The organism is Streptomyces sp. NPDC090022, assembly GCF_044748145.1.
Lineage (GTDB): Bacteria > Actinomycetota > Actinomycetes > Streptomycetales > Streptomycetaceae > Streptomyces.
Map to the genome: position 1 here is coordinate 232683 of NZ_JBIVFN010000002.1, position 11868 is coordinate 244550.

General features: G+C 74.0%; 11 protein-coding genes. 7 read left to right on the plus strand and 4 right to left on the minus strand.

The window, feature by feature from the left end; translation table 11 throughout:
- The first annotated feature begins 5 nt into the window (after window positions 1–5).
- Entirely contained in the window at window positions 6–770 is a 765-nt protein-coding gene (locus tag ACIPXB_RS05570; protein WP_401444898.1) for a TrmH family RNA methyltransferase, read from the plus strand.
- A 7-nt stretch (window positions 771–777) separates the two neighbouring features.
- Here ACIPXB_RS05570 and paaN read toward each other — a convergent pair whose 3' ends face one another.
- A complete protein-coding gene (gene paaN, locus ACIPXB_RS05575) occupies window positions 778–2463 on the minus strand; it encodes a phenylacetic acid degradation protein PaaN (RefSeq protein WP_401444901.1) in 1686 nt (561 codons plus the stop codon).
- Window positions 2464–2586: 123 nt separating this feature from the next.
- On the opposite strand from paaN, the gene ACIPXB_RS05580 reads away from it, so the two are divergent.
- Together ACIPXB_RS05580 and ACIPXB_RS05585 are read left to right on the plus strand one after the other, a co-directional pair.
- Window positions 2587–4143 carry a 3-hydroxyacyl-CoA dehydrogenase gene (locus tag ACIPXB_RS05580; protein ID WP_401444904.1) on the plus strand — a complete coding sequence of 519 codons (1557 nt, stop codon included), beginning with the start codon at window positions 2587–2589 and terminating at the stop codon, window positions 4141–4143.
- On the plus strand, window positions 4140–4730 hold the full coding sequence (locus ACIPXB_RS05585; protein WP_401444906.1) for a TetR/AcrR family transcriptional regulator: 591 nt from the start codon (window positions 4140–4142) through the stop codon (window positions 4728–4730). Before ACIPXB_RS05580 ends, ACIPXB_RS05585 begins: the two co-directional genes overlap by 4 nt.
- Window positions 4731–4790: 60 nt before the next feature.
- Here the strand turns inward: ACIPXB_RS05585 and ACIPXB_RS05590 are convergent, their stop codons facing one another.
- Entirely contained in the window at window positions 4791–5378 is a 588-nt protein-coding gene (locus tag ACIPXB_RS05590; protein WP_401444909.1) for an Lrp/AsnC family transcriptional regulator, read from the minus strand.
- 208 nt (window positions 5379–5586) lie between these two features.
- Here ACIPXB_RS05590 and pdhA point away from each other — a divergent pair, with 208 nt between their 5' ends.
- From pdhA to ACIPXB_RS05605, 3 genes are read left to right on the plus strand one after another with little or no spacing between them, the layout of a single operon-like run.
- Complete coding sequence (pdhA, locus tag ACIPXB_RS05595; RefSeq protein ID WP_401444911.1) at window positions 5587–6735, plus strand: pyruvate dehydrogenase (acetyl-transferring) E1 component subunit alpha; 1149 nt, start codon at window positions 5587–5589, stop codon at window positions 6733–6735.
- Window positions 6732–7730, plus strand: a complete 999-nt coding sequence (locus ACIPXB_RS05600) for an alpha-ketoacid dehydrogenase subunit beta (protein WP_401444913.1) — start codon at window positions 6732–6734, stop codon at window positions 7728–7730. The genes pdhA and ACIPXB_RS05600 overlap by 4 nt, the downstream gene beginning before the upstream one ends.
- Window positions 7730–9043, plus strand: coding sequence for a dihydrolipoamide acetyltransferase family protein (locus ACIPXB_RS05605; protein WP_401444915.1), 1314 nt, complete (start codon window positions 7730–7732; stop codon window positions 9041–9043). Before ACIPXB_RS05600 ends, ACIPXB_RS05605 begins: the two co-directional genes overlap by 1 nt.
- Here the strand turns inward: ACIPXB_RS05605 and ACIPXB_RS05610 are convergent.
- Complete coding sequence (locus ACIPXB_RS05610; protein WP_401444917.1) at window positions 8992–10164, minus strand: FAD-dependent monooxygenase; 1173 nt, start codon at window positions 10162–10164, stop codon at window positions 8992–8994. The genes ACIPXB_RS05605 and ACIPXB_RS05610 overlap by 52 nt on opposite strands.
- Before the next feature lie 79 nt (window positions 10165–10243).
- Between ACIPXB_RS05610 and ACIPXB_RS05615 the strand changes: the two genes are divergently transcribed.
- On the plus strand, window positions 10244–10801 hold the full coding sequence (locus ACIPXB_RS05615) for a TetR/AcrR family transcriptional regulator (protein ID WP_401444920.1): 558 nt from the start codon (window positions 10244–10246) through the stop codon (window positions 10799–10801).
- A gap of 82 nt (window positions 10802–10883) precedes the next feature.
- Here the strand turns inward: ACIPXB_RS05615 and ACIPXB_RS05620 are convergent, their stop codons facing one another.
- The gene (locus ACIPXB_RS05620) at window positions 10884–11861 is read right to left on the minus strand and encodes an NAD(P)H-quinone oxidoreductase (protein ID WP_401444923.1); all 978 of its coding nucleotides are present in this window, start codon (window positions 11859–11861) and stop codon (window positions 10884–10886) included.
- Window positions 11862–11868 lie beyond the last annotated feature (7 nt).

The following is an 11868-nucleotide window of genomic DNA, read 5'->3' on the forward strand; positions in this document are numbered from 1 at the left end:
TCCGCATGAGCGATGCGGACCGGGCGGTGGCCGAGACAGTACGGCGCTGGCGCGAGAGCGCCGAACAGGGCGGCCTGGTGCTGCTGGACGGCTTCCACACGATCAAGCACGCACTGCGGTTCGGCGCGGACGTGACGATCGTGGCCGCCGACGACCCCGCGCGCGTACGCGCGCTCGCCGCCGAGCTGGCCCCGGACGTCGAGGAGGCCCTCGCCCGGCTGCTCCTCCCGGGCGACCTGAAGGTGCTGCTGCCCCGGGTGCACCCCACCGGGGTCGCGGCCCTCGCCGTACGCCCCGACCCGGACGCCGCGCGGGCGGCGCTGGAGCGGATGCCCCGCACCTCGCCGGTCGTGGTGCTCGACAACCCGCGCAACCTCGGCAATGTCGGCGCCGTCGTCCGTCTCGCCGCCGGCTTCGGCGCGACCGGCGTGGTGACCCGGGGCGACCTCGACCCCTGGCACCCCAACGTGGTCCGCGCCGGCGCCGGGCTGCACTACGCCACCACCGTGGACCGGGTCACCCTGGACACGCTGCCGCCCGGCCCGCTGTACGCGCTCGACCCGGAGGGCGAGGACATCCGTGCCCTCACCCTCCCGGACGACGCCCTGCTCGCCTTCGGCTCGGAACGCCACGGCATCTCGCCCGAGCTGCGCGCCCGCGCCGATCACCTGGTGTCCCTGCCCATGCGGCCGCAGGTGTCCAGCTACAACCTGGCCACCAGCGTCGCGATGACCCTCTTCCACTGGGGCGGCCCCGTGGACCCGGCCTAGGCGACGCTTAGGCCTGGCGGCGGACCTCCACCACGCGGAACCGGTTGGAGACGAACGCGCCGTCGCACAGGGCCGCGTTCGCCGACGGGTTGCCGCCCGAGCCGTGGAAGTCGGAGAAGGCGGCCGTCTGGTTGACGTACACCCCGCCGGTGAGGTTGAGGGAGAGCTGCGCGGACTCCTCCAGGCACACCTCCTCGACCGCCCGCTCGGTGTCCGAGGACGTCGTGTACGCGCCGACGGTCATCGCGCCCTTGTCCCGCACGGTGCGGCGCAGCAGTTCCAGCGCGTCCGAGGTGGAGTCGACGGCCACCGCGAAGGAGACCGGGCCGAAGCACTCCGAGAGGTAGGCGGCCGAGTCGTCCGGCTTGGCGCCGTCCAGCTTGACCACCACCGGGGTGCGGACCACGGCGTCCGGGAAGTCGGGGTTGGTGACCGTGCGCGAGGCCAGCGCGACCTCGCCCAGCCCCGCCGCGGCCTCCAGGCGGGCCTTCACGTCCGGGTTGACCAGGGCGCCCAGCAGCGCGTTGGCCCGGGCGTCGTCGCCCAGCAGACCGTCCACGGCCGCCGCGAGGTCGGCGACCACCTCGTCGTACGACTTGTGACCGGCGTCGGTGTCGATGCCGTCGCGCGGGATCAGCAGGTTCTGCGGGGTCGTGCACATCTGGCCGCTGTACAGGGACAGCGAGAAGGCAAGGTTGGCGAGCATGCCCTTGTAGTTGTCGGTGGAGTCGACCACGACCGTGTTGACGCCGGCCTTCTCCGTGTACACCTGCGCCTGGCGGGCGTTGGTCTCCAGCCAGTCGCCGAACTCGGTGGAGCCGGTGTAGTCGATCACCTTGATCTCGGGGCGCACGGCCAGCTCCTTGGCGATGCCCTCGCCCGGCTGCTCCGTCGCCAGCGCCACCAGGTTGGGGTCGAAGCCCGTCTCGGCCAGCACCTCGCGCGCCACCTGCACCGTCAGCGCCAGCGGCAGCACCGCGCGCGGGTGCGGCTTGACCAGCACCGGGTTGCCGGTGGCCAGGGAGGCGAACAGGCCCGGGTAGCCGTTCCAGGTGGGGAAGGTGTTGCAGCCGATCAGCAGGGCGACGCCGCGCGGGACGGCCGTGAAGGTCTTGCCCAGGTTCAGCGGGTCCTTCTTGCCCTGCGGCTTGGACCAGGCGGCCTGGCCCGGGACGCGGGTCTGCTCCTCGTAGGCGTAGGCCACGGCCTCCAGGCCGCGGTCCTGCGCGTGCGGGCCGCCGGCCTGGAAGGCCATCATGAACGCCTGGCCGCTGGTGTGCATGACCGCGTGCGCGAACTCGTGCGTGCGCGCGCTGATGCGGGCCAGGATCTCGATGCAGACCAGGGCGCGGGTCTCGGGGCCGGCATCGCGCCAGGCGGCCATGCCCGCCTTCATCGCGGGCAGCAGGACGTCCGCGTCGACGTGCGGGTACTCGACGCCGAGCGGCACGCCGTACGGAGAGGTCTCGCCCGGCGTCCAGCCGTCCGTACCGGGCTGGCCGAGGTCCAGCCGGGTGCCGCGGACGGCCTCGAAGGCGGCGAGCCCGTCGGCGCCGGCGGTCTCGCCGTACGCCTTGGGGTGTTCGGGGTGCGGGGACCAGTAGGCGCGGCTGCGGATGGCATCCAGCGCCTGGTCGAGAGTGTGCCGGTGCTTCTCGGAGAGCTGAGCGGCGGACAGGTCGGCGGCGGCCATCAAGACCAACTCCTCGTTGAGCCGGGCGTAGCGGAGCAGACTGGAGTTAGAGTAACCGAACGATCGGTCGGGACAAGAGGGCCGATCGAGCCTGTGGACAACTCATGCGGGAGGATCGGGGACATGACAGCTATCGAGCGCTCCCGCACCGTGGCGGTCGTCGGCGCCGGAACCATGGGCCAGGGCATCGCCCAGGTCGCCCTGCTCGCCGGCCACCGCGTCCTGCTCCACGACGCCCTGCCCGGGCGGGCCGACGAGGCCGTGACCGCCGTGACCGGCCGGATCGAGCGGCTCGTGGCCAAGGGACGGCTGGACCGGGCGGAGGCGGACGCCGCCACCGGACGCCTCGGGGCCGCGACGGCGCTGGCCGAGCTGGCCGACGCCGCGCTCGTCGTCGAGGCGATCGTCGAGGACGCGGGCGTCAAGCGCGAGCTGTTCACGGCACTCGAAGGTGTGGTCGCCGCCGACGCGCTGCTGGCCACCAACACCTCCTCGCTCTCCGTCACCGAGCTCGCCGGCCCGCTCGCGCACCCCGGCCGCTTCCTCGGCCTGCACTTCTTCAACCCGGCGCCGCTGCTGCCGCTCGTCGAGGTGGTCAGCGGCTTCGCGACCGACCCGGCGGCCGCCGAGCGCGCGTACGCGACGGTGTCCGGCTGGGGCAAGACGCCCGTGCGCTGCGCCGACACCCCCGGTTTCATCGTCAACCGGATCGCCCGCCCCTTCTACGCCGAGGCCTTCGCGGTGTACGAGGAGCGCGGCGCGGACCCGGCGACCGTCGACGCCGTGCTGCGCGAGAGCGGCGGCTTCCGGATGGGCCCCTTCGAGCTGACCGACCTGATCGGGCAGGACGTCAACGAGGCCGTGACCCGCTCAGTGTGGGAGTCCTTCTTCCGCAGCCCCAAGTTCACCCCCTCGCTCGCGCAGCGCCGCCTGGTCCAGTCGGGCCGGCTGGGCCGCAAGTCGGGGCGGGGCTGGTTCCCGTACGGACCGGACGCCGAGGTGCCCGCCCCGCACACCGCCGCGCCCGAGGCCGCCCCCGACAAGGTCACCGTGGTCGGCGACCTGGGCCCGGCCGCCGATCTGGTGGACCTGCTGGAGGAGGCCGGGATCGCGGTGGCCACCGCCGGGACCGGCGGCCCGTACATCCAGCTGCCCGGCGAGGGCCAGCTGGTCCTCGCGGACGGCAAGACCTCGGTCGAGTTCGCCGACGTCGTCTACTTCGACCTCGCACTGGACTACCGGGGCGCCACCCGGATCGCGCTCTCCGCGAGCGAGGACACCTCCGCGCGCACCCTCGCCGAGGCCGTGGGCCTGTTCCAGAAGCTCGGCAAGCAGGTCAGCGTCATCGGCGACGTCCCCGGCATGATCGTCGCGCGGACCGTGGCGATGCTGATCGACCTGACCGCCGACGCGGTCGCGCGCGGGGTGGCGAGCGCCGCGGACATCGACACCGCGATGAAGCTCGGCGTGAACTACCCCCTCGGGCCCGCCGAGTGGCACGACCGGCTCGGCCCCGACTGGGCGTACGACCTGCTGCACCACCTCGACGAGCGGTGCCCCGGCGGCCGCTACGCGCCGTCGCTGGCGCTCTTCCGGCTGGGCTACCAGGCGGGCGAGGACGTCGGCGGCGACGCCGATGCCGGTCCGGACGCCGACATGGACGCGGAGGAGACCTCATGACCACCGTCCGGCGGGACACGTACACCCCCGAGACGCTGCTGTCGGTGGCCGTCCAGGTCTTCAACGAGCGCGGTTACGACGGCACCTCCATGGAGCACCTCTCCAAGGCGGCCGGCATCTCCAAGTCCTCGATCTACCACCACGTCGCGGGCAAGGAAGAACTGCTCCAGCGGGCCGTCAGCCGGGCCCTGGACGGCCTGTTCGGCATCCTGGAGGAGCCGGGCGCCACGCACGGCCCGGCCGTCGACCGCGTCGAGTACGTCACGCGGCGCACGGTGGAGGTGCTGGTCACCGAGCTGCCGTACGTCACGCTGCTGCTCCGGGTCCGCGGCAACACCCGTACGGAGCGGTGGGCGCTGGAGCGCCGCCGGGAGTTCGACCACCGGGTCGCCGAGCTGCTCGGCGCGGCCGTCGCCGAGGGCGACCTGCGCGCCGACGTGGACACCCGGCTCGCCACCCGGCTGCTGTTCGGCATGGTGAACTCGCTGGTGGAGTGGTACCGGCCGCACCCGGACACGGGCCACGACCAGCTGGCGGAGACGGTCGTGCGGATGTCCTTCGACGGCCTGCGGACGATACGCCCGTAAGGGCCCGGCGGCCGCACGCACGGCGGTCCGGCAGCCGCCCGTAGGGCCGCCCCGGCGGCGTCACTCCTCCGTGAGGGCCGCGTGGGCGCGCGGTGCGGCCGGGTCCAGGAGATCCGTTTCCTCGAAGACCAGCAGGGTGTGGGTGGAGAGCACCTCGGGGATGGCCTGGAGACGGGTGAGGACCAGCTCGCGCAGCGTGCGGTTGTCGGGGGTGTGGACCAGCAGCAGGACATCGAAATCGCCGCTGACCAGGGCGATGTGGGCGGCGCCCGGCAGCTCGCGCAGCTGTTCGCGCACCGTCCGCCAGGAATTCTGGACGATCTTCAAGGTGATGTACGCGGACGCGCCCTGGCCCGCGCGTTCGTGGTCGACGCGGGCCGTGAAGCCGCGGATCACCCCGTCGTCGATGAGCCGGTTGATGCGCGCGTAGGCGTTGGCCCGGCTGACGTGCACCTGCTCGGCGACCGAGCGTATGGACGCCCGGCCGTCCGATTGGAGCAGCCGCAGGATCGAGCGGTCGATCGGGTCGAGCGGCCGCGGCGGGGCCGAGACCGGCTCCGGCACCCCGGCGGGTGCGGCGGGCGCGCCGACGGCCGCACCCGGTGTGACCGGCGCGGAACCCGCTCCGGCCATTTGTTCATCCGCCATTGCCCCCGGCCTCCCTCTCCTGGACGTCCTGCATCCATCCCAGGGCCCCGGCGCCACTTTGTCCACAGCCTGCGGGTGCCTGTAGCCAAAATGCGCGGACGACCGAACAATCGGTAGGTGAGGCGCCTCACACCCGAGGCGTCCGCCCGCCCAGCCCACCGCTGGGCCGTGCCCTCAGCCCGCTTCCCACGAGGAGGTGTACGCCGCCATGACGGTCCAAGAGCTGCCCGGTGCCGGTGCGTCCTACCGACCCACCCCGCCGCCCGCCTGGAGGCCCCGTACGGATGCCGCTCCGCTGCTTCCGGACCCCGAGCCGTACCGGGTGCTGGGCACTCCGGCGGCGGACAAGCTGGATCCCGAGCTGATGCGGCGGTGCTACGCCGAACTGGTGCGCGGGCGTCGCTACAACGCCCAGGCCACCGCGCTGACCCGGCAGGGCCGACTGGCGGTCTACCCGTCCACCGTGGGCCAGGAGGCCTGCGAGATCGCGGCCGCGCTGGTGCTGGAGGAGCGGGACTGGCTCTTCCCCAGCTACCGCGACACCCTCGCCGCCGTCGCCCGCGGCCTGGACCCGGTGCAGGCGCTGACCCTGCTGAGAGGCGACTGGCACACCGGGTACGACCCGCGCGAGTACCGGATAGCCCCGCTGTGCACCCCGCTCGCCACCCAGCTGCCGCACGCGGTGGGCCTGGCGCACGCCGCCCGCCTCAAGGGCGACGACGTGGTGGCCCTGGCGATGGTCGGCGACGGCGGCACCAGTGAGGGCGACTTCCACGAGGCGCTGAACTTCGCGGCGGTGTGGCAGGCCCCGGTGGTCTTCCTCGTGCAGAACAACGGCTTCGCGATCTCCGTGCCGCTGGCCAAGCAGACGGCCGCGCCGACGCTGGCGCACAAGGCCGTGGGGTACGGGATGCCGGGCCGGCTGGTCGACGGCAACGACGTGGCGGCCGTCCACGAGGTGCTGGCCGAGGCCGTGCACCGGGCCCGTTCGGGCGGCGGACCGACCCTGGTCGAGGCGATCACGTACCGGATCGACGCCCACACCAACGCCGACGACGCCACGCGCTACCGGGAGGACGACGAGGTGGCGGCCTGGAAGGCGCACGACCCGGTGGAGCTGCTGGAGCGCGAGCTGACCTCGCGCGGCCTCCTCGACGAGGCGGGCATCGAGGCGGCGAAGCAGGCGGCCGAGACGATGGCGGCGGCCTTGCGCGAACGGATGAACGCCGACCCGGTGCTCAACCCGATGGACCTGTTCAGCCATGTCTACGCGGAGCGCACGGACCGGCTGCGGGAGCAGGCGGACATGCTCCGTGCGGAGCTCGAGGCGGAAGCGGAAGCGGAGGACCGGTCGTGACGACGGTGGCGGTGAAGCCGGCGACCATGGCCCAGGCGCTGGGCCGGGCGATGCGCGACGCGATGCGCGAGGACCCGACGGTCCACGTCATGGGCGAGGACGTCGGCGCCCTGGGCGGGGTCTTCCGGATCACGGACGGGCTCACGAAGGAGTTCGGCGAGGACCGGTGCACGGACACCCCGCTCGCGGAGGCCGGCATCCTCGGCACGGCGGTCGGCATGGCGATGTACGGGCTGCGGCCGGTCGTCGAGATGCAGTTCGACGCCTTCGCCTACCCGGCGTTCGAGCAGCTGATCTCGCACGTGGCGCGGATGCGCAACCGCACGCGGGGCGCGATGCCGCTGCCGATCACCATCCGGGTGCCGTACGGCGGCGGGATCGGCGGCGTGGAGCACCACTGCGACTCCTCCGAGGCGTACTACATGGCCACCCCGGGGCTGCACGTGGTGACCCCGGCGACCGTGGCGGACGCGTACGGGCTGATGCGTGCCGCGATCGCCTCGGACGATCCGGTGGTCCTCCTGGAGCCGAAGCGGCTGTACTGGTCGAAGGCCGAGTGGAACCCGGACGCCCCGGCGCCGGTCCCGGGCATCGGGAAGGCAGTGGTCCGGCGTGCGGGCACGAGCGCGACGCTGATCACCTACGGCCCGTCGCTGCCGGTGTGCCTGGAGGCGGCGGAGGCGGCCAAGGCCGAGGGCTGGGACCTGGAGGTCGTGGACCTGCGCTCGCTGGTGCCCTTCGACGAGGAGACGGTGGTCGCCTCGGTACGGCGGACCGGGCGCGCGGTGGTGGTCCACGAGGCCAACGGCTTCGGCGGCCCCGGCGGTGAGATCGTCGCCCGCGTGACGGAGCGGTGCTTCCACCACCTGGAGGCTCCGGTGCTGCGCGTCACGGGCTTCGACATCCCGTACCCGCCGCCGATGCTGGAGAAGCACCACCTGCCCGGCGTGGACCGGATCCTGGACACCGTGGCACGCCTGCAGTGGGAGAACTGATGCCTCAGGTACTGGAGTTCAAGCTCCCCGACCTCGGCGAAGGCCTGACCGAGGCCGAGATCGTGCGCTGGCTGGTGGCGGTCGGCGACGTGGTGGCCGTCGACCAGCCGGTGGTGGAGGTGGAGACGGCCAAGGCGATGGTCGAGGTCCCCTGCCCGTACGGCGGCGTGGTCACGGCCCGCTTCGGCGAGGAGGGCACCGAGCTGCCCGTCGGAGCGCCGTTGATCATGGTGGCGGTCGGGTCGGCCACGGACGCGGTGCCCGCGGCGGCGGAGACCGAGACGGAGACGGCCGGATCGGGCAACGTCCTGGTCGGGTACGGCACGGACCACTCCCGCCCGGCACGCCGCCGACGCGTCCGCCCGGGAGCGCCGGCCGCGGCCGCCGCCCCGGTGGCCGCGCCGGTGGTCGCGCCGTCGCCGGTGGCCGTGGTGGCGGCGGGTGGGCCGGTGCCGGTCATCTCCCCGCTGGTGCGCAAGCTCGCCCGGGACAACGGGGTCGACCTGCGGGCCCTGACCGGCAGCGGACCCGACGGCCTGATCCTGCGGGCCGACGTCGAGGCCGCGCTGCGGGTGCCCGCGGCCGCCTCGGCGGTGGCGGCGGCTCCCGTGCCGGTCACGGCGGCCGGGGACCGGATCCCGCTCAAGGGGCTGCGCGGCGCCGTCGCCGAGAAGCTCTCGCGCAGCCGGCGTGAGATCCCCGACGCCACGTGCTGGGTGGACGCCGATGCCACCGAGCTGATGGCGACGCGGGCCGCGATGAACGCGGCGGGCGGGCCGAAGATATCCGTGCTGGCGCTGCTGGCCCGGATCTGCACCGCCGCGCTGGCCCGCTTCCCGGAGCTCAACTCCACGGTGGACCTCGCGGCGAACGAGATCGTCCGGCTGCCCGGCGTCCACCTGGGCTTCGCCGCCCAGACCGAGCGGGGCCTGATGGTGCCGGTGGTCCGCGACGCGCACACGATGAACCCGGAGGCGCTGTCCGCCGAGTTCGCCCGCCTGACCGAACGGGCGAGGACGGGGAAGCTGGCGCCGTCCGACCTGACGGGCGGGACGTTCACGCTGAACAACTACGGGGTGTTCGGGGTGGACGGGTCCACGCCGATCATCAACCACCCCGAGGCCGCCATGCTCGGCGTCGGCCGCATCATCCCCAAGCCGTGGGTCCACCAGGGCGAACTGGCGGTCCGCCAGGTGGTCCAGCTCTCGCTGACCTTCGACCACCGGGTCTGCGACGGTGGCGCGGCGGGCGGGTTCCTGCGCTACGTGGCGGACTGCGTGGAGTCGCCGGCGGTGCTGCTGCGGTCGCTGTAGCCCCGGGGCACGAGGCTCGGCGGGGTCCAGTCCGCGTGGCGGAGGATCGCGCGGACGGTGGCCCCCGAAGGGGCCAGGCGCAGGGCGGTGTCGCGCGCCGCCCGGGCGAGCGGGTGGGTCAGCTGCGGACCCATCCGGCCCGCCCGACGGGCCGCGCGGGCCACCGCCCCCGTACGGGGGCGCCGGGCTGCGTCGTAGCGCGCCAGCGCGGCGGCCCGGTCCGGGCCGGCGGCCAGTTCGGCGGCCAGGGTGACCGCGTCCTCCAGGGCCTGGCAGGCGCCCTGGCCGAGATGCGGGGGCATGGCGTGGGCCGCGTCGCCGAGCAGCGCCACCCGGCCCGCCACGAACGACGGCAGGGGCTCGGCCAGTTCGTGGATGTCGTGGTGCAGTACGTCCTCCGGCCGGGTCGCGTCCAGCAGGTACCGGACCGTGCGGTGCCAGTCGGCGAACCGGCGGTGCAGCACGGCCAGCGGGTCACGGTGGCGCACACCCGGCGGTGAGCCCAGCACGGCGTGCCATTCGGCACGCCCGTCGGCGAAGGCGATGTGCCCGAACTCCTCGCCGGCGCCCCACGTCAGCTCGAAGTCGCTGTCCAGGGACACCGGTTCGGCGGTGATGGCGCGCAGTACGGTCGATCCGCTGTACGCGGGTCCGGGATGGCCCGGGAAGAGGGCGGCCCGGATCCGGCTGCGCAGTCCGTCGGCGGCCACCACCAGGTCCGCCTCCAGGTCCTCGACGGACGTCACCTCCGTGCCGAGGGCCAGGCAGGACGCCGGCAGCGCGGACCGCAGTATCCGGTGCAGGTCGGCGCGCGGGATGCCCACCACCGGGGTGCCCAGGGCCCGTTCCAGCGCCGCGCCGTCCATCCGGGACAGCCGGCTCCCCCGGGGAGTGCGGGTCCCGCCCGTGTACTGTCCGCGCCCCGCCGCCCGCACCGCCGGGCCGACACCGAGGGCGTCCAGGGCCCGGATCCCGTTGGCGGCGAGCGAGATACCGGCGCCCGCGTCATCGAGAACGTCGGCGCGTTCGAGGACGGTCACCTCCCAGCCGGTGCGGTGCAGCCCGATCGCCGCCGCCAGTCCGCCGATGCCCCCGCCGACCACCACGGCCCGCTCACCCATGACGCCTCCCCTTTTCTACAGCTGTAGAAGACCTGGGGTGCAGCGTACCCGGGTGCTTCTACAGGTGTAGAAAGAGGGGGTGAGCGACGAACGACGAACCGTCCTGGCCGACGCGGCCATCGAGGTGCTGGCCGAGGCCGGTATGCGCGGGCTGACGCACCGGGCCGTGGACCGGGCGGCGGACATGCCACCGGGCACCACGTCCGCGTACTACCGCACCCGCGCCGCCCTGCTGACCGGGCTGGTGCTGCGCCTGGTCGCCCGGGACCAGGCCGAGCTCCAGGCCGCCGGCGAGGCCCTGCCGACGCCCCGCACACCCGCCGAACTCGCCGACGCCTTCGAGACCCTGACGGTGCTCCGGCTGACCGGCGAGGGGCGGCGCCGTTCCCTGGCCCGCTACGCCTGCATGGTGGAGAGCGTGCGCGACCCGGAGCTGCGCGAGATCCTCGTCCCGCGCGCGAACGCGGGGCGGGACGCCGTACGCGCCTTCCTGGCCGCGCACGGCGTCGCCGACCCCGACACCCGCACCCACAGCCTGCTGGCCTGTGTCGAGGGTCTGGTCCTGGAGCACCTGCTGACCGGTACCCCGGTGCCCCGCGAGGCCCTGGAGGGCCTGGTGGCGGCGGCCCTGCGCTGATCCGCCCGGCCGGGGGCGGCGGTCCGCCACACCGCCACACCGCCAGACCGCCAGACCGCCAGAGCGTCAGAGCGTCAGAGCGTCAGAGCGTCAGCAGCAGTTTGCCCACGTGCGTGCTCGACTCCATGACGCGGTGGGCCTCGGCGGCCTCGGCCAGGGGGTACGTCGCGTGGACCACCGGGCGGACGCGGCCCGCCGGGATCAGCGGCCAGACGTGTTCGCGGACGGCCGCCACGATGGCCGCCTTCTCCTGCACCGGGCGGGCGCGCAGCGTGGTCGCGGTCACGGCCGCCCGCTTCGCCATCAGCGCGCCGATGTTCAGCTCGGCCTTCACGCCGCCCTGCATACCGATGATGGCGAGACGGCCGTTGAGAGCGAGCGCGGAGACGTTCCGGGCCAGGTACTTCGCGCCGATGATGTCCAGGACCACATCGGCCCCGGCTCCGTCCGTCGCGGCCCGCAGCTCCTCCACGAAGTCCTGCTCGCGGTAGTCGATCAGCACGTCCGCGCCCAGCTCCTCGCAGCGCGCCAGCTTCTCGGGCCCGCCCGCCGTGACGGCGACCCGCGCCCCGACGGCCTTCGCGAGCTGGATCGCCATGGTCCCGATGCCGCTGGCGCCACCGTGCACCAGCACCGTCTCGCCCGGCCGCAGATGGGCGATCATGAAGACGTTGGACCACACCGTGCAGGCGGCCTCCGGCAGCGCCGCGGCCGTGACCAGGTCCACGCCGTCCGGCACCGGCAGCAGCTGGCCCGCCGGGACCACGACCCGCTGCGCGTACCCGCCGCCCGTGAGCAGCGCGCACACCTCGTCGCCGACGGCCCAGCCCGAGACGCCCGGGCCCAGCGCGGCGATCCGCCCGGAACACTCCAGGCCGGGATACGGGGAGGTGCCCGGCGGCGGGTCGTAGAAGCCCTGCCGCTGGAGCACGTCGGCGCGGTTCACGGCCGTGGCCGCGACCTCGACGAGGACCTCGCCCTCGCCGGGCGCCGGATCGGGTACGTCGGCCAGGACCAGGGCCTCGGGGCCGCCGGGCTGCGGGATGGTGATGGCATGCATGGCCCGG